Annotated in this window: 16 protein-coding genes; 8 read left to right on the top strand and 8 right to left on the bottom strand. The window is 56.5% G+C overall.

Translation table 11 applies throughout. From position 1 onward, the window contains the following. Positions 1-33: 33 nt before the first annotated feature. From HRR99_RS22070 to HRR99_RS22035, 8 genes are all read right to left on the bottom strand, one after another. On the bottom strand, positions 34-795 hold the full coding sequence (locus HRR99_RS22070) for an SDR family NAD(P)-dependent oxidoreductase (protein WP_233124903.1): 762 nt from the start codon (positions 793-795) through the stop codon (positions 34-36). Between the two features lie 2 nt (positions 796-797). After that, on the bottom strand, positions 798-1,337 hold the full coding sequence (locus HRR99_RS22065) for a DUF4334 domain-containing protein (RefSeq protein WP_233124902.1): 540 nt from the start codon (positions 1,335-1,337) through the stop codon (positions 798-800). 144 nt (positions 1,338-1,481) lie between these two features. Continuing rightward, positions 1,482-3,821, bottom strand: coding sequence for a bifunctional diguanylate cyclase/phosphodiesterase (locus tag HRR99_RS22060; protein WP_233124901.1), 2,340 nt, complete (start codon positions 3,819-3,821; stop codon positions 1,482-1,484). Positions 3,822-3,979: 158 nt separating this feature from the next. Then, positions 3,980-4,315 carry a hypothetical protein gene (locus HRR99_RS22055; RefSeq protein ID WP_112501494.1) on the bottom strand — a complete coding sequence of 112 codons (336 nt, stop codon included), beginning with the start codon at positions 4,313-4,315 and terminating at the stop codon, positions 3,980-3,982. 121 nt (positions 4,316-4,436) lie between these two features. Then, positions 4,437-6,047, bottom strand: coding sequence for an ABC transporter ATP-binding protein (locus tag HRR99_RS22050; RefSeq protein WP_233124900.1), 1,611 nt, complete (start codon positions 6,045-6,047; stop codon positions 4,437-4,439). A 1-nt stretch (position 6,048) separates the two neighbouring features. Continuing rightward, complete coding sequence (locus HRR99_RS22045) at positions 6,049-7,179, bottom strand: ABC transporter permease (RefSeq protein ID WP_233124899.1); 1,131 nt, start codon at positions 7,177-7,179, stop codon at positions 6,049-6,051. Further along, entirely contained in the window at positions 7,172-8,095 is a 924-nt protein-coding gene (gene oppB, locus HRR99_RS22040; protein ID WP_112501497.1) for an oligopeptide ABC transporter permease OppB, read from the bottom strand. Before oppB ends, HRR99_RS22045 begins: the two co-directional genes overlap by 8 nt. Positions 8,096-8,241: 146 nt before the next feature. Beyond that, the gene (locus HRR99_RS22035; protein WP_233124898.1) at positions 8,242-9,840 is read right to left on the bottom strand and encodes a peptide ABC transporter substrate-binding protein; all 1,599 of its coding nucleotides are present in this window, start codon (positions 9,838-9,840) and stop codon (positions 8,242-8,244) included. A 213-nt stretch (positions 9,841-10,053) separates the two neighbouring features. Here HRR99_RS22035 and HRR99_RS22030 point away from each other — a divergent pair, with 213 nt between their 5' ends. From HRR99_RS22030 to HRR99_RS21995, 8 genes are all read left to right on the top strand, one after another. After that, the gene (locus HRR99_RS22030; RefSeq protein WP_233124897.1) at positions 10,054-10,833 is read left to right on the top strand and encodes a DeoR/GlpR family DNA-binding transcription regulator; all 780 of its coding nucleotides are present in this window, start codon (positions 10,054-10,056) and stop codon (positions 10,831-10,833) included. A 103-nt stretch (positions 10,834-10,936) separates the two neighbouring features. Then, positions 10,937-12,445, top strand: coding sequence for a glycerol-3-phosphate dehydrogenase (gene glpD, locus HRR99_RS22025; protein WP_233124896.1), 1,509 nt, complete (start codon positions 10,937-10,939; stop codon positions 12,443-12,445). 72 nt (positions 12,446-12,517) lie between these two features. Further along, the gene (locus HRR99_RS22020; RefSeq protein WP_233124895.1) at positions 12,518-13,600 is read left to right on the top strand and encodes an ABC transporter ATP-binding protein; all 1,083 of its coding nucleotides are present in this window, start codon (positions 12,518-12,520) and stop codon (positions 13,598-13,600) included. Positions 13,601-13,612: 12 nt separating this feature from the next. Next, a complete protein-coding gene (locus HRR99_RS22015) occupies positions 13,613-14,683 on the top strand; it encodes an ABC transporter ATP-binding protein (RefSeq protein WP_233124894.1) in 1,071 nt (356 codons plus the stop codon). A gap of 2 nt (positions 14,684-14,685) precedes the next feature. Then, the gene (locus tag HRR99_RS22010; RefSeq protein ID WP_112501503.1) at positions 14,686-15,552 is read left to right on the top strand and encodes a carbohydrate ABC transporter permease; all 867 of its coding nucleotides are present in this window, start codon (positions 14,686-14,688) and stop codon (positions 15,550-15,552) included. 14 nt (positions 15,553-15,566) lie between these two features. Next, entirely contained in the window at positions 15,567-16,385 is an 819-nt protein-coding gene (locus tag HRR99_RS22005) for a carbohydrate ABC transporter permease (RefSeq protein ID WP_062451178.1), read from the top strand. Beyond that, entirely contained in the window at positions 16,385-16,897 is a 513-nt protein-coding gene (locus tag HRR99_RS22000) for a hypothetical protein (protein WP_233124893.1), read from the top strand. The genes HRR99_RS22005 and HRR99_RS22000 overlap by 1 nt, the downstream gene beginning before the upstream one ends. Next, positions 16,894-17,175, top strand: a complete 282-nt coding sequence (locus HRR99_RS21995; protein WP_233124892.1) for a DUF2160 domain-containing protein — start codon at positions 16,894-16,896, stop codon at positions 17,173-17,175. The genes HRR99_RS22000 and HRR99_RS21995 overlap by 4 nt, the downstream gene beginning before the upstream one ends. The last annotated feature ends 14 nt before the right edge of the window (positions 17,176-17,189 follow it).

Here is a 17,189-nt window from a genome sequence, read left to right as displayed (position 1 = left end):
GAGATGTTCCCGGTTGCGGTTTCGTTTGCGGGTTTAGGCGTTGTTGGAGACACGCTGGACGATGCCGGGAAATGCACGATAGGCGAGTTCGATCAACTTGCCACGTCCGGGGTAGTTGATCTCTTTGCCCGCAGCCAGCGCCTTCTCCACGGACTGCACGACAGCCTCCGGCGTTACCATCTGTGAAATGGAGGTGCGACCGTTCTTGAGAAAATCCGGGCCATCGGACGACACCTGCGAAATCAGCGGTGTATCGACCGCGGGTGGGCAGACGAGCTGGAAGCGAAGACCCTTGTTGCGATTTTCGCTGATCAGCACGCGTGCATAGTGGTTGACCGCCGCCTTCGTCGCACCATAGGCCCCGAAGCGGTTGATGGGAACGATGCCAGCCGTGGAACCGTATATGATGACATCTCCGCGTCCACGCGGCAGCATTCTGGACAGGAGAATGGTCGTGGTGTTGACCACACCGCCGTAGTTGATCTGCATTGCCTTGACTATCTTGCCCGGATCCATCTGCCCCAGCTCGCCGCCGGGCATGATGGCCGCGCAGACGATGAGGCAGTCGATTTCGCCGAGAGTTCGCTCGATGTCTTCAACCACAGCTTCAAGCGCTGCATGATCCGTCACATCGCATTTGAATGCGTTGATCCGCTGGTGTTCATCAGAAACCTCCGCCAAACCCTCGTCATTCAGGTCGATGATGGCGACGGTCTTGCCGTTTTCTGCTGCGCGAAGCGCGTGTAACCGCCCGATGCCGCTTGCGCCGCCGGTAATCAGTGTTACGCCAGACATGGTCAAAGCCTCACTTCCATTGGGGTGTCATCGCGTTCCAGACAGAACGCATAGGGTCCCGGCATGCCTTTCAGGTCCATGATGCCGAGGACGCGGCGATCATCGATGCGTGCGAAATGGTCGAAGATCGCCTTGCTGTCATAGACCATCGTTGCCGTGGAGCGCCCGCGATACTCGATCATTCTCATCCGCGCCTTGGGAGATTTGGTCTGCAAAACCGGCCTGAGTACGGCCATCGCCACGCCCAGCATCGAGGAGCGCGGCAAAGGCGCCGACAGAGGCACGAGCATGGGATCTACCGCGTAAAGCTGTTTTCCATCCCGCGAATGAAACAGAAGCGGGTGGACGGCTTCGGGAGTTTCAAACAGTTTGCCGTACCAGCCACTGGGCTCCAGCAATCCATCGAGACGATGGCCTGTGCGGATTTCGAACCCTCGCCAGCGCCCTGTCATGAAGGCCATATCTGCGATGGGGAGGCTGTCGAAACATTCCAGTATCTGTGTTGGCTGAGCTGCGCGTGTGGAAAGTATATTTTCTATCATGCTGATTTCACGGAGGTTTCGTCCTCAAGTTTTATATAATATAAATGTACTATCTGGTTGTTATATGGAGATAGCGTGTCACTGACCGGTTTCAAGCCGGGCAAGATTAAAAAAGTGATTTCAAGGTATATTTTACGTCCCGTGTTAACCGAACACCGGACTGTGCGGTTGCGTTTTCTTCAGGCGTGCGGGCGCTTTTCCAGGTTTTCCGAAAAGGTAGCCCTGCGCCTGCGTACAGCCCTCATCCACCACCATGCGGTACTGGCTGTCGGTTTCAATGCCTTCTGCCGTAACTGGCAAGTCGAGGCTGCGACCAAGGCCAATGATGGCGCGGACGATGGTGTGGGCGTTTTCATCCTGCTTCATGGCGGCAATGAAGGAGCGGTCTATCTTGATCTTGTCGAACGGGAAGCTTCGCAGGTTGCTGAGCGATGAGTAACCCGTACCGAAGTCATCCATGACGATGGTCACGCCCAGACGCTTCAATTGTCGCATGGTGGACAGCGTGATGGCGCGGTCTTTCAGGAGGGCTGCCTCCGTCATTTCCAGTTCCAGCCGCGAGGGTGCAAGCCCGGTTTTCTCCAGCGTCGCGCAGATCGTGTAGGCCAGATTGGCGAGCGAAAACTGGACGGGCGAGATGTTGACGGCAACCTTGATATGCGGCTCCCAGCGAACGGCGGCGGTGCAGGCCTCGTGCAAAATCCATTCGCCCAGCGCAATTATGATCCCGCTTTCCTCGGCAATGGGGATGAAGACATCCGGTTGCACCATGCCGCGCGTCGGATGCTGCCAGCGCACCAGCGCCTCGTAACCCGCGACTTCGCCATTTTCGACCGAATGAACGGGTTGATAGAGCAGTTCCAGCTCGTTGCGGCTGATGGCCTGACGCAGGTCCGACTCCAGTCGGCGGCGCTCTTTTGTTTCCTGATCCATGGCAAGATCGTAGAAGGCAATGATGCCACGACCATTGATCTTGGCGCGGTAAAGCGCCAGATCGGCGGCATGCATCAGCGTCTCGCTGTCATCGCCATTGGCGGGAAAGGCTGCGATGCCGATGGTGATGCCAACCGCTGTCGGATCGCTGACGCTGTTCATCTCCTGCCTGAAGGTTTCGAGAATCTGCTCGCCGAGATCGCGCGCCTCGTCGCTGGTTGTGCCGAAAGCGGTCAGGATGACGAATTCATCGCCTCCCAACCGCGCAACGAGATCGCCTGTGCGCGCCGACTGCTGAAGAATGCGGGAGACGTCTTTGAGAACGCGATCACCCTCGGCATGGCCGAAGAGATCGTTGACAGCTTTGAAGCGGTCGAGATCCAGCGCCAGCAGCGCGAACTGATCGCTGTTCTTAGCCACGGTGATGTGGTTGTTCAGCCGTTCCTGAAACATCGTGCGGTTGGCAAGCCCGGTCAGCATATCGTGGCGGGCGAGATATTCGACTTCTCGCTGCGCGCGACGTTTCTCGGTCAGATCACGCACCGCCATCACCTCACAGGGGCGACCGCGATATTCGATCGTGCGGACGGCCAACTCAAAGGTGCGCGACCTGTCGCCCCGGTTCGGCACGGCCTCAACGGCAGCGGCGCGGGAATGGTGGGCGGGCATTCCATCATCCGCATGCATGAGTTCCTCGGCATTGACGCCGATCAGCGAGGCTTCCGTGGCGCCGAATAGTCCGGCAAAGCGGCTGTTGACCTCGACGATACGACCATCTTGAACCACGGCCAGGCCATCGAGCGTGGCGCCGACGAGGCCTTTCAAGTCCACCAGATAGCGGTCGATCAAGGCTGCGATGCCGGTGGCCGCAAGCACCAGGAATGTCACGCCGCTGATGGCTGCCATCAGCAGTGCGCGATCCGTCCCATCTATGTGTGGGCCCGCGATGCTGGGGTCGGGAATGAGGATGGTCGAAGATATGCCAGTGAAATGCAGGGTCAGCACGCCCAAAATGGCAGCGCAGGCCGACAGCGTTACACGCTTGTGGCCGCGCAAGTGCCGGAAAAAGAAGAACGCCAGGCAAAACAGCGTCGCCGTGACAGCGGTGCCAACAAGAATGGGAGTCAAACGATATTCGATGGAAGCCGCGACCTGCATGCCAGCCATTCCGATGAAGTGCATGGCCGCAACGGCAACAGTGATGGCAATGCCGGAGAGGACGACGGCGCCGGTTTTTTCCCACAGAAATTGCAGGCTGAGCCAGAAGCCGAAAACGGCAATGATGGCGGATAGCGCCGTGAACGGAAAATCGAAACCGATGGGAACGCTGCCCTGATAGGCAAGCATGGCAATGAAATGCGTTGCCCAGACACTGAGACCGGATGCAAAGGCGGCCACAACGACCCAATAGGGCCTGCGCTTCAGGGGGCTCTCATCCGCTCGAAGAAGAAGGTGGTAGAAGGATAGCATTCCGAGAAGTGCAATCACGGCAGCCAGAACGACAATCCGTCGATCATGTTGTAACGCAACACATTCAAGTACGGCGAACACTGCGGAATACCCCCAAATAAAGTGCAACCATTATGCTTATTAGTACATCTAAATTTAGAAATTACTAATCCAAATTGTAGTGGATGGCCTAAACGCAAAGAAACTCGCTAAACGCGAGTTTCAATTTAGTACAACTTATTTTCTGAAAGGTTTACTTCTCAGATTTCCGGGCAGCCACGTTCGTTTGCGAACGTAATGGTGTCGGAACCACGGCGTGTGTAGCCTTCGACAACGATGCGGCGCGGCGTTGCGCGAACGATCTGCGGATCACGAAGGCCGGAAGCGCGGGCTGCGGCACGGGCTTCGCGCTCGCTGCAACCACGCATCGGTGGGCCTCTACGGTCCATATCGCGGTCGCGATCACGAATGACTGGACGCACGCCATCACGCCCAATTCTCAATTCCATATCCTGCGCACTTGCAGTGCCTGTCATCGCAAAGCCCGAAACGGCCATAGTGACAGCGAGACCAGCAATCTGAATAACCTTGAACATATTCCCTCCACGGTGCCTTACCGGCACACATCTATTTTCACGAAGTCATAACGCAGATGTGAGGGCCTTGTTCCTTGGGAGGTCAAGGATAAGCGCCCGGCCATGACGGCCGGGCTTAGTTTTATGCAGCAACGTCTGCCGTGAAGGCGGACTGGATCAGCGTCTTGGTATAATCGGCTGTCGGATTGTTGAAGATTGCGTCGGTAGCGCCCTCTTCCACGATCTTTCCGTCCTTCATGACGATGACGTAATCGGAGATCGCCTTGATGACTGAAAGGTCATGGCTGATGAAGATGTAGGACAGCCCGTGCGTCTTTTGCAACTCGCGCAGCAGGTCGATGACCTGCCCCTGCACCGAACGGTCGAGCGCAGAGGTCGGCTCATCGAGAATGACGACATCTGGCTTGAGAATGATCGCACGTGCGATGGCGATGCGTTGGCGCTGGCCACCGGAGAACTCGTGCGGATAGCGGTTGCGGGCAGCGGGATCGAGCCCGACTTCCGTCAGCGCCTCGATGGCGCGCGTATCGCGTTGCGCCCGGCTCAGCTCCGGTGCATGCACGAACAGGCCTTCAGTGATGATCTCGCCGACCGTCTGGCGCGGCGACAGCGAGCCGTAGGGGTCCTGAAACACCAGCTGAAGCTGACGACGCATGGGCCGCATGGCTTTTCTGCCGAGACTGGAAATATCCGTCTTGCCGAAGAACAGGCGCCCGGTAGACGGCGTCAACCGCAACAGCGCACGACCCAGCGTGGATTTGCCCGAGCCGGATTCTCCGACGATACCAATCGTCTGCCCCTGGCGCAGATTGACATTGACGCCATCGACAGCGCGAAACGCGGTGGCCTTCGTGAACAGGCCACCCGGTATTTCGTAATCCACCGTCACGTTCTGGCCAGACAAGACCGTTGGCGCTTCCGGGCCGACAGGTGGCTTGTGACCGCTGGGCTCGGCATCCAGCAGCATCTTGGTGTAATCCGCCTGCGGACGCTCGAAGATGTCTTCCGTTGTCCCCGTCTCCACTATCTCACCGCGACGCATGACGGCAACGCGATCGGCGAAGTGCCTGACAACGCCCAGATCGTGGGTAATCAGCACGATGGCCATGCCGAAACGCTGTTGCAGGGATTTCAACAAATCGAGAATCTGGGCCTGAATGGTGACGTCGAGCGCCGTTGTCGGCTCGTCGGCAATCAAAAGGTCCGGCTCGTTGGCAAGCGCCATGGCAATCATCACGCGCTGGCGCTGACCACCGGACAGCTCGTGCGGATAGCTGTCGATGCGCCTGCCGGGATCGGGAATGCCGACAAGCTGCATCAGTTCCAGAACCCGGGTTCTCGCTTCTGCCTTGGTGCATCCGCGGTGGTGAATGATGGGCTCTGCGATCTGTTTGCCGATCTTGTAGAGCGGATCGAGCGAGGTCATCGGCTCCTGAAAGATCATGGTGATCTTTGCGCCCCTGATGGCGTTCAGCTCATCGACCGGCAAGCCGATCAATTCGCGTCCGCGATATTTGGCTGAGCCCTGAACCTGGCCGTTGGCGGCCAGCAGGCCCATGATGCCCATCATGGTCTGGCTTTTGCCGGAACCGGATTCCCCGACTACGGCAAGCGTTTCACCCGGCTTCACATCGAGATCGATGCCTTTCACGGCGCTCACGGCACCATCCGGCGTCGTGAAATCGACCTTCAGTCCACGCACGGAAAGAATGGTTTCAGATGTCGTATTCATATCAACGATCCTTGGGATCGAGCGCGTCACGCAACCCGTCACCCACAAAGTTCAAAGAAAACAGCGTTAGCACGAAGAAAGTCGCCGGGAATATCAGCAGCCATGGAGCCGACTGCATATTGCTGGCACCTTCGGAAATCAGCGCACCCCAGCTGGTCAATGGCGCCTGAACGCCAAGGCCCAGGAAGGACAGGAAGCTTTCCAGGAGGATGACCTTCGGTACCACGACGGTCACGAACACGACGACGGTGCCGATGGTGTTGGGAATGATGTGACGGCGGATAATCTGCCAATCAGTCAGGCCCAGCGCCTGTGCGGCACCCACGAACTCGCGTCGCTTCAGTGCCAACGTCTGTCCGCGCACGATGCGCGCCATATCCAGCCATTCCACCGCGCCTATGACGAGGAAGATGAGAATGAAACTTCGCCCGAAGAACACCACGAGCACGACGACGAGAAACACGAAGGGCAGCGAATAAAGGATCTCGACAAAACGCATCATCGCATTGTCGACACGACCACCAATATAACCGGCAGTCGCGCCATAAACGACGCCGATACCGAGCGATACGAGACTGGCGAGAACGCCGACCGCAATCGATATCTGCCCGCCGAGCATGACGCGAACGAGAAGATCGCGACCATTGCTATCGGTGCCGAAGAAGAAATATTCGCGGTTCACATCGCCTTCGATTTTCAGCGTGCGACCATCGTCTTCGGTGGCGACGACCTTGGTGTTTTCGAACTCGTTGGCACGGTCGAAATAGCGTGTCGTGCGCGGGTCGATCTGGCTGGACGACGTGACGGTTGCCGTAAATTTCTGGCCTTCGACCGCAAACTCCTTGAGATCGACGCGTGCACGACCGGCAACACCTTCCATCACACCCTGAAGACTATCTGCATCGGGCCGGGCATCCAGGCTAGGCGCAACGGAAACATAGGACGAAAACACCTGATCATAGGTGTGCGTGAGGAAATGCGGCCCCAGAAACGAGAACAGCGTGATCAAAACCAGCATGACCGAACCGGCCATGGCCGCCTTGTTGCGGCGGAAGCGCATAGTCGCGAGCTGGAAGAGGCTTCGGCTTTTCACCGAAGGAGAAACGGCTGTTATGCCGGGGATATCAGTCATGTCTGACCCTCGGATCAAGAAGGCCGTACAGAATATCGACCACCAGATTGAAAACAATGACGAAGAGCGCGATGAGAACGACGGTTCCCATGACAAGCGTATAGTCACGATTGATGGCACCCAGCACGAAGTAGCGACCGACACCGGGAATGGTGAAGATCGTTTCGATGACGGCAGAACCAGTCAGCAAAGCCGCCGCGCAAGGGGCGAGATAGGATACGACCGGCAGCATGGCCGCGCGCATGGCGTGGACGATGACGACGGTGCGGCTGGGAAGCCCATAAGCTTTTGCCGTACGAATATGGTCCATGCGCAGGGCTTCGATCATCGAGCCGCGCGTGAGACGCGCAATGACCGCAAGCTGTGGCAAAGCCAGCGCAATCATCGGCAACAGCAGATAGCGCAGAGAACCGTCACCCCAGCTTCCGGCGGGCAAAAGACCCAGCAGAACCGCAAAAACCAGCGTCAGCACGGGTGCCACGACGAAGTTCGGAACGGTAACGCCGACTGTCGACACAGACATCAGAGAAAAGTCGAACAGGCTGTTCTGCCGCAATGCCGCAAACGTACCAGCCAAGACGCCGCCGATCAAAGCCAGCAGTAACGCGTAGAAACCAAGCTCAAGCGAATAGGGCAGACCCTTGCCAATCAGCTGGGCAACGGTGTTGTCTTTGTAAATGTAACTGGGGCCGAAGTCGCCGGTGACGGCGTTTTTCATGTAGATCAGATACTGACGCCACAAGGGTTCATCCAGATGATAGGTTCTCATCAGGTTTTCCATGGTCTGCGGGGGCAGCGGACGTTCAAGGTTGAACGGACCGCCGGGTGCAAATCGCATCAGAAAAAAAGAAATCGTGACGACGATAAACAACGTCGGCACGGCGCTCGCCAAACGGCGCAGGACGAAAGAGATCATAATATTTCAGGCTCCGGCATGGCACGGCGGCTTAGCATATCGCGACTTTATCATCGCCTTCACGCTTTCGCCCGTTCTTTCAGCATGTCGCGCAAAAGCCTGGAGCCCTTGCGCGACATGTTTCAAAACCACCGTGGCAGCACTGCTTATTCGGAAACGCTCAGGAAGCGGCTGAGGTGTTCGTTGGCCGCATTGTCTTCCCAACCCTTAACGCGGTTGGATACCAGCCAGAGATCGGCCTGCGTTAGCAGCGGCGCAACCGGCTGCTCCTTCATCAGGATGGCTTCAGCATCATGCAGCAGCTTGGAACGCGCAGCAGGGTCTTTCTCATCATAAGACTTCTTCATCAGCGCATCGAATTCAGCATTGTTGAACTTCGAATAGTTGAACGTCGTGTTGGACGAGACAGAAAGGTTAAGGAAGTTTTCGGCATCAGCATAGTCAGCAACCCAGCCAGCGCGCGCGACATTGTACTTGCCGCCTTCCTGCAGGTAACCGTAGTGCGAGGCGACATCGAGATTCACCAGCGAAACATTCGCGCCGAACGTGGTTTTCCACATGTCCGCAATGGCGGTGGCGACACGCTCATGGTTAGGGTTGGTGTTGTAGCGGATTTCGATGGACAGGGGCTTAGCGCCTTCACCGTAACCGGCTTCCTTCATCAGCTTGAGCGCTTCGTCTTCACGATCTAGCTGCGACATTGAGGCGAAATCGGCCTTTGCCGGTTCGCCATAGCTGTCCATGCCGGGCGGAACCATGGAGTAAGCAGGCACCTGCGAGCCGCTGTAGATTTCCTTAGCCAGGAAGTCGCGGTCTACCGACATGGAGAGAGCCCGGCGAACGCGAACGTCGCTATAAGGCGCTTCGCGGGTGTCGAAGGTGTAATAATAGGTCGCAAGCGTCGGAGAGACGTGAACCTGCTCACCATAAGACTTCTTCAAACGCTCCAGCTGGTCTGCGGAGAAGTTGAACGCAAGGTCCATTTCTTTGGCTTCAAAGCGACGAACGGATGCAGCCTGGTCATCGATTGGGTAGAAGATCACCTTATCGATCTTGGTGTTGGCGGCATCCCAGTGGTTAGGGTTCTTGACGACAATCAGGCTGTCGTTGGGAACATGGGACTGCAACGTATAGGCACCGTTAGAAACCATGACGCCGGGCTTGACGAAGTCAGCACCGTTCTTCTCGACGCTTGCTTTGGAAACAGGGAGCGCTGTCTGGTGTGCGAGCAGCTCCAGAAAGAATGGGGTCGGGCGCTCGAGCGTGATTTCCAGCGTCTTTTCGTCGACGGCCTTTATGCCGAGATCATCTAGCTTGCCTTCGCCCTTGTTGAGCTTTTCGGCATTCTTGATGGGGTAAAGAATATTGGCGTATTTCGCGGCGGTCTTCGGGTCTTCGACACGCTTGAAGGAGAATACGAAGTCTTCGGCGGTAACAGGCGAACCGTCCGACCACTTGGCATCGGCGCGAATTTTGAATGTGTATACGGTGCCGTCGTCAGACAGCGTCCAGCTTTCGGCTGCACCGGGAACGATCTTACCGGCGGCATCATAAATGGTCAGACCTTCGTAAAGGTCTTTCAGAATGAAAGCTTCGATGTTGATCGAGGTCTGTGCCTGATCGAGGGTTTGTGGTTCCCCGGCATTACCGCGATGAAGAACGGTTTCCGCGAGAGCTGAACTGGCGCCAATCAGAAGCGAACCTAGCAGGATTGCGGCACGCGTTGTTGTTTTTATAGAATTCATTTTTTTAATTTCCCCATAAAGTGTGAGAACGCGCAAACAAGGACAAAATGCGTCGAGGCGCAACCCCAATATTTATCAGGCGGACAAATTAGAGGGGTCGTAAGGGCGGTGATTGTGGAAAACCTTGCTCCTATCCGCGCGTCAGCGCACTTTCGTTTCTCAAAAAAATGAAATAAAACGAAAGTCCACAAATATTGCCGGATAGAAGCCTCCATGTTTTTCTCATCGCGCCAGATTGATATCATCGAACTTGCGAAATCCGAAGGCAAGGTCAGCGTGGATGATCTCGCCACGCGATTTTCAGTCACTGCGCAGACCATTCGCAAGGATTTGAACGATCTTTGCGAGGCGCGTGCGCTGACGCGAATTCATGGCGGCGCGATCTTTCCCAGCAGCACCGAAAACGTGAAATATGAAGCCAGACGCTCGATTGCCGCGACGGAAAAACAGGCGATAGGTCGCGCTGCAGCCGGGCTCATTCCCCATAAATCGTCATTATTCATCAACATCGGCACCACCACCGAGGCCGTTGGTGAGGCGCTGGTAGATCACCAAGAACTGATGGTAATTACCAACAATATCAATGTTGCCAATAGGTTACGGATATTTCCCGGTATTGAGGTCGTCATTGCCGGTGGTGTGGTGCGCGGCACGGATGGCGGTATTGTCGGTGAAGCTGCCGTGGATTTCATCCGCCAATTCAAGGTGGACTACGCCGTGATCGGTGTCTCGGCCATCGACAAGGATGGCGCGTTGCTGGATTACGACTTTCGCGAGGTGAAAGTCGCGCAGGCCATCATCGCCAATGCTCGGCATGTTATTCTGGTCTCCGACTCCAGCAAATTCGACCGCACGGCACCGGTGAGAATAGGTCATCTCTCGCAAGTCCACACCTTCATTACGGACCACTGTCCGCTTGCATCCGTCAAAGCCATCTGCAAGGAAAACGACGTTCGGTTGATCGAAAGCGAACGTTTACAGCCTGAAAATTGAAACGATTAACATTCGTTTGACATTCACTTTATTTTCATTTTAACTCGCCTCAATTTCGAATTCCAACAATAAGCGGCGGAATGTCGCGGCAGGGAGAGACAAGGTGAGTGAGCAGGCGGTCCGCGATATTTTCGTGATCGGTGGAGGCATCAATGGCTGCGGAATAGCCCGTGATGCTGCCGGTCGCGGCTATTCGGTGACCCTTGCCGAGATGAATGATTTCGCCTCCGGCACCTCGTCTGGCGCAACCAAACTCATTCACGGCGGTCTTCGCTATCTCGAACATTATGAGTTCCGCCTTGTGCGCGAAGCGCTGATGGAACGCGAAGTGTTGTGGGCCATGGCACCGCACATCATCTGGCCGATGCGCTTCGTTCTGCCGTTCCACAAGGGCGGCATCCGCCCGGCATGGCTTATTCGTCTTGGTCTCTTCCTCTACGACCATCTTGGTGGCCGCAAGCTTCTGCCCGCTACGAAGTCGCTCGACATGCGCCGTGATCCCGCTGGCAAGCCTTTGAAGCCGCTCTTCACCAAGGCCTTCGAATATTCGGATGGTTGGGTAGATGATGCGCGTCTGGTGGTACTGAACGCGCGGGACGCTGCCGACAAAGGCGCCGACATCATGAGCCGCGCAAAGGTGGTTTCGGTTCGTCGCGAAGGCGGGCTTTGGAACGTTGATGTGAAGGAAAACGCGACCGGCACCGTTAAGACCGTGCAGGCGCGCATGCTGGTGAACGCCTCCGGCCCATGGGTGGACAATGTGCTGTCGAATGCGGCGGGCAAAAATCAAGTGCACAATGTGCGGCTGGTTCAGGGCAGCCACATCATCGTGAAAAAGAAGTTCAACGATGTCAGGGCCTACTTCTTCCAGAACCCAGACAACCGCATCATTTTTGCCATTCCCTATGAGACGGATTTCACGCTGATTGGTACCACCGACCGGGATTACACGGGTGACCCGGCGGATGTGAAAATCAGCAGCGAAGAGACAGATTACCTCTGCAACGCCGCCAGTGAATATTTCGCTGAACCGGTAACGAAAGACGATATCGTCTGGACCTATTCGGCGGTTCGCCCGCTGTTTGACGATGGCGCGTCCAGTGCGCAGGAAGCCACGCGCGACTACGTTCTGAAGCTTGAGAATGCTTCCGGTGAAGCACCATTGCTGAACGTCTTCGGCGGCAAGCTGACGACCTACCGCCGCCTGGCGGAACATGCCCTTGAGAAAGTGGCTGAGGCCATTGGCGACAAGGGGAAACCTTGGACTGGAAAAAGCTCGCTTCCGGGCGGTGACTTCGCTGCCACCGGCTACGAGGCCGAAGTTAAAAAGCTCAACACAAAATATAGCTTTCTATCCGAGCGTCAGGCGCGCAGACTGGTGCGTCTTTACGGAACGAAAGCAAATGCGATCCTTGGGGATGCGACCAGCATGGAGGCGCTCGGTCAGCATTTCGGAGGCGATCTTTACGAGCGCGAAGTCGAGTGGCTAGTGCGCCAGGAATGGGCAAGAACCAGCGACGACGTGCTGTGGCGCAGAACGAAGCAGGGCCTGCATTTTTCCAAGGAAGAGGCAGCCGCGCTCGACAGTTACATGGCGTCTATCGCCGCATGATGAACGCCCGAAAGGGCGTAAAAGACTGACATTGAAGCAGATATCTTGCAGGTTGGGAGGCCTCGGGACAGCATGCTGGAATTACGCAACATTGCTAAGATGGTGGGTGGTGATTACCACATCTACCCAACCAATCTGACCCTCAAGCGCGGCACGTTGAACGTGCTGCTGGGGCCGACGCTGTCTGGAAAAACATCGCTGATGCGGCTGATGGCCGGTCTAGACAAACCGACCGAGGGCCAGCTGCTGTTCGATGGTGCCAATGTCACCGGCAAGCGCGTGCAAGACCGCAGCGTTGCCATGGTCTACCAGCAGTTCATCAATTACCCGGCGCTCACCGTTTACGAGAACATCGCCTCCCCCATGCGGATTGCCAAAAAGGACAAGGCAACCATAGACCGCGAAGTGCGGCGCGCTGCCGACATGCTGCGGCTGACACCTTATCTCGATCGTACACCGCTTAATCTTTCCGGCGGGCAACAGCAGCGCACGGCCCTTGCTCGCGCTATCGTCAAGAATGCCAGCCTCGTGCTGCTGGATGAGCCGCTTGCCAACCTCGATTACAAGCTGCGTGAGGAGCTGCGCGAAGAACTGCCGAAAATTTTCGCTTTGTCCGGCGCGATCTTCGTTTACGCCACGACCGAGCCATCCGAAGCCCTGCTTCTGGGCGGCAATACCGCCACCATGCATAAGGGGCACATCGCCCAATATGGCGCCACCATCGATCTCTACAGAAACCCTGTCGATCTCGTCTCTGCAAAGACCTTCGCCGACCCGCCACTCAATATCTTCGCGCTGAGCCGTTCCGGTCCTTCGTTTCTGCACAATAGCCAGCCTGTTTTCGACGTACCAGCGCACCTCTCAGGCATTGCCGATGGCCCCGTGACCGTGGCGTTCCATCCGCACCATCTCTATCCGGCGCCCACCGATAGTGGCGCGGTGAAGCTGGCCGCCAAAACGCTGATCTCCGAAATCGCCGGTTCCGAAAGCTTCATTCACGTCGATTTTGCCGGCAATCGCTGGGTCATGCTGACGCGCGGCATTCTGGATATCGAGCCCGACCGCCAGATCGATATCTATCTGGATACACGCCATTTGATGGCGTTCGATGCGAATGGCCACTCGCTTGCCACCCCGCAACAAGTAGCCGCGTGAGGAGAAGAGACCATGGCACGCATCAGTCTCGATCACATCCGCCACGCCTACAACGCCAAGGCCAGGGCAGCCAATGATTATGCCTTAAAGGAAGTGAATTACGAGTGGAGCGATGGCGGTGCTTACGCGCTGCTCGGCCCATCCGGGTGCGGCAAGACCACCCTGCTCAACATCATTTCCGGCCTCATCAATCCGTCGGATGGCCGCATTCTGTTCGATGGAAAGGACGTGACCGACCTGCCGACGGAACAGCGTAACATTGCGCAGGTGTTCCAGTTTCCGGTCATCTACGACACCATGACCGTCTACGACAATCTGGCCTTTCCGCTGCGCAATCGCGGTGTTTCGGAGCCGGATGTCGACAGGCGCGTCAATGAAATTCTCGAGATGATCGATCTCTCATCCTGGGCCAAGCGCCGCGCGCACCGCCTGACGGCGGACCAGAAACAGAAGATTTCGCTGGGTCGCGGTCTCGTCCGCAACGATGTCAACGCCATTCTCTTCGATGAGCCGCTGACTGTCATCGACCCGCATATGAAGTGGGTGCTGCGCTCGCAACTGAAGCGCCTGCACAAACAGTTCGGCTTTACCATGGTCTATGTCACGCACGACCAGACCGAAGCCATGACCTTCGCAGACAAGGTCGTCGTGATGTATGACGGCCAGATCGTGCAGATCGGCACGCCTGCCGAACTGTTCGAGCGGCCAAGCCACACCTTCGTCGGCTATTTCATCGGCTCTCCCGGCATGAACTTCATGCCTGTGTCACTGGATGGCGCGCAGGCGAAAATAGGCGATCAGCATGTCTTGCTCGACGCGGCGCCAAATGTTGAGACAGGCGCAAAAACGGAACTCGGCATTCGCCCGGAATTCATCGCGCTCGGTCGCGAGGGCATGCCGGTTACCATCAGCAAGGTCGAGGATATCGGTCGCCAAAAGATCGTCCGCGCCAGCTTTGCCGGTCATCCCCTAACGGTGGTGGTGCCTGAGGATGGCGACATCCCGTCTGAACCCTGCGTCACTTTCGATCCCAAGGCAATCGGCATCTACGCCGATAGCTGGCGCGTTGGTACGGGAGCCTGACCATGGAAAAGACGTTCAACAACAAGGCGTGGTTTCTGGTCATCCCGGTTCTGATCCTCGTCGCATTTTCCGCCGTCATTCCACTGATGACGGTCGTGAACTACTCGGTTCAGGATACGTTCGGCAACAACCAGTTCTTCTGGGCGGGAACCGATTGGTTCGTGCAGATGCTGCATTCCCCACGCTTCTGGGATGCGCTGATGCGCAACCTGATTTTCTCCTTCGTCATTCTGGCCATCCAGATACCACTTGGCATTCTCATTGCGCTGAACATGCCGAAAACAGGCTTTGGCGTCCCGGTCTGCCTCGTACTGATGGCGCTGCCGCTTCTCATTCCGTGGAACGTCGTCGGCACCATCTGGCAGGTCTTCGGGCGCGTCGATATCGGCTTTCTCGGCCACTACCTCTCCATGCTCGGCATCGACTACAACTACACGCAGGATCCGGTCGATGCCTGGGCAACCGTCATCATCATGGATGTCTGGCACTGGACGAGCCTCGTTGTACTCCTCTGCTATGCGGGTCTGGTATCGATCCCCGATGCCTATTACCAAGCCGCCCGCATCGATGGCGCATCGCGCTGGTCCGTCTTTCGCTACATCCAGTTGCCGAAGATGAAGCGTGTGTTGCTGATTGCCGTGCTGCTGCGCTTCATGGACAGCTTCATGATCTACACCGAACCCTTCGTCGTCACAGGCGGCGGTCCCGGCAACTCCACCACCTTCCTGTCCATAGACCTCGTGAAAATGGCAGTCGGCCAGTTCGACCTTGGCCCGGCAGCAGCGATGTCGATCATCTACTTCCTGATCATCCTCGCTCTGTCGTGGATTTTCTACACCGTCATGACCAACAGCGACGAACAGGCTTGAGAAAGGAGACCACCATGAGCAATTCCAAATCCATCACCCGCTTCTCCTTTTTGATCCCGACGATTTATATCGTGTTCCTGCTGCTGCCAATCTACTGGCTCGTGAATATGAGCTTCAAGGAAAACGGTGAAATCCTTGGTGCCTTTTCGCTCTGGCCGCAAAACCCGACCCTTCGCAATTACACCATCATCTTCACCGATCCGGCCTGGTACAACGGCTACATCAACTCCATCATCTATGTGGTGATGAACACGGTGATCTCGGTCGCCGCCGCGCTGCCCGCCGCCTATGCTTTCTCGCGCTATCGCTTCCTTGGCGACAAGCATCTGTTCTTCTGGCTGCTGACCAACCGCATGGCACCACCCGCCGTATTCGCCCTGCCCTTCTTCCAGCTCTATTCAGCTTTCGGGTTGATCGATACGCATATCGCGGTCGCGATTGCTCACTGCCTGTTCAACGTTCCCTTGGCGGTGTGGATTCTCGAAGGCTTCATGTCCGGCGTTCCCAAGGAAATCGATGAAACCGCCTATATTGACGGCTATTCCTTCCCGCGCTTTTTCGTGAAGATTTTCATGCCCCTGATTGCCAGCGGCATTGGTGTCGCGGCCTTCTTCTGCTTCATGTTCTCATGGGTCGAATTGCTGCTTGCCAGAACGCTGACGACAACCGCCGCCAAGCCGATTGCCGCCACCATGACCCGTACCGTTTCTGCCTCCGGCATGGACTGGGGCGTGCTGGCCGCCGCCGGTGTGCTGACCATCATACCCGGCGCTCTCGTCATCTATTTCGTCCGAAACTACATCGCCAAGGGCTTTGCCCTGGGGAGAGTGTGATGACACATCTAGATGACGTCGACTTGGTTGCTCTTTATGGCGCGGTGTTAGCAACGCTAATAGCGATTGCTAACTTCATACAATGGTTTTTGAGGCGCACCAAACTAAGTGTAACGGTGTTTGCTCCATCTGAAACCGACTATAACCGCGACAGAACCTTTTTGACGATAGTTTCTAATTCAGGTCCAGACGCGGTCGTGGTTCAGAAGTTGGAAATTTCATTTCGAACCTCTCGCTGGTCGTGGGGGAAGGAAGTCGGCAAAGCGATTTTTGACGAGCGCTCCAATTGGAAGCCATCTGTCAAACTCGTGCCAGTAGCGAACAAACCAAATAACTTCAGACCGGAACCCAACGTATTGCAACCAAATGAAGAACTTCGCGCGCCAGCTTCAGCTATTCCTCAATATGACGAGAGCCGTCATTGGATAAGGGTTAAAGCAACGCCGCGAAATTCCAAAAAAGCATTTTTAGGATGGGCTGCACCGACTCGCGAAAAGGGAGAAAGAACATGAATTTTTCCTGGATGGCATGGACGCTGCCAACGGCGCTGTTTTTTTTGACCATATTGCTGCTGCTGATCGGCATGGCGGTTTGGGAATATATCTCGCCCGGCGGCAATCCGCGCGTTGGAATCCTACGCTTCGAGACGACACGTGGCGACCGGTTGTTCGTGTCGCTGCTCGGCTCCGCATTCATCCACCTCGGTTGGCTTGGCCTCGTCGGCCCCGGCCTTTGGTGGGCACTGGCTCTTTCGGTTGTCTATGCGATTGGCGTGTTCCGCTTCGTATAGCTCACCCGACTGAA

It is taken from the genome of Agrobacterium vaccinii (assembly GCF_021310995.1).
In the GTDB taxonomy this organism is placed as follows: domain Bacteria; phylum Pseudomonadota; class Alphaproteobacteria; order Rhizobiales; family Rhizobiaceae; genus Agrobacterium; species Agrobacterium vaccinii.
The sequence above is the reverse complement of the archived record's forward strand: the minus strand, read 5'-3'. Positions and strand labels throughout refer to the sequence as shown.

Bases quoted from the DNA above. Each gene is read 5' to 3' on its own strand.
- HRR99_RS22070 (WP_233124903.1), bottom strand. From the start codon at position 795: ATGTCTGGCGTAACACTGATTACCGGCGGCGCAAGCGGCATCGGGCGG.
- HRR99_RS22065 (WP_233124902.1), bottom strand. From the start codon at position 1,337: ATGATAGAAAATATACTTTCCACACGCGCAGCTCAGCCAACACAGATA.
- HRR99_RS22055 (WP_112501494.1), bottom strand. From the start codon at position 4,315: ATGTTCAAGGTTATTCAGATTGCTGGTCTCGCTGTCACTATGGCCGTT.
- HRR99_RS22050 (WP_233124900.1), bottom strand. From the start codon at position 6,047: ATGAATACGACATCTGAAACCATTCTTTCCGTGCGTGGACTGAAGGTC.
- HRR99_RS22045 (WP_233124899.1), bottom strand. From the start codon at position 7,179: ATGACTGATATCCCCGGCATAACAGCCGTTTCTCCTTCGGTGAAAAGC.
- oppB (WP_112501497.1), bottom strand. From the start codon at position 8,095: ATGATCTCTTTCGTCCTGCGCCGTTTGGCGAGCGCCGTGCCGACGTTG.
- HRR99_RS22035 (WP_233124898.1), bottom strand. From the start codon at position 9,840: ATGAATTCTATAAAAACAACAACGCGTGCCGCAATCCTGCTAGGTTCG.
- HRR99_RS22030 (WP_233124897.1), top strand. From the start codon at position 10,054: ATGTTTTTCTCATCGCGCCAGATTGATATCATCGAACTTGCGAAATCC.
- HRR99_RS22020 (WP_233124895.1), top strand. From the start codon at position 12,518: ATGCTGGAATTACGCAACATTGCTAAGATGGTGGGTGGTGATTACCAC.
- HRR99_RS22015 (WP_233124894.1), top strand. From the start codon at position 13,613: ATGGCACGCATCAGTCTCGATCACATCCGCCACGCCTACAACGCCAAG.
- HRR99_RS22010 (WP_112501503.1), top strand. From the start codon at position 14,686: ATGGAAAAGACGTTCAACAACAAGGCGTGGTTTCTGGTCATCCCGGTT.
- HRR99_RS22005 (WP_062451178.1), top strand. From the start codon at position 15,567: ATGAGCAATTCCAAATCCATCACCCGCTTCTCCTTTTTGATCCCGACG.
- HRR99_RS22000 (WP_233124893.1), top strand. From the start codon at position 16,385: ATGACACATCTAGATGACGTCGACTTGGTTGCTCTTTATGGCGCGGTG.
- HRR99_RS21995 (WP_233124892.1), top strand. From the start codon at position 16,894: ATGAATTTTTCCTGGATGGCATGGACGCTGCCAACGGCGCTGTTTTTT.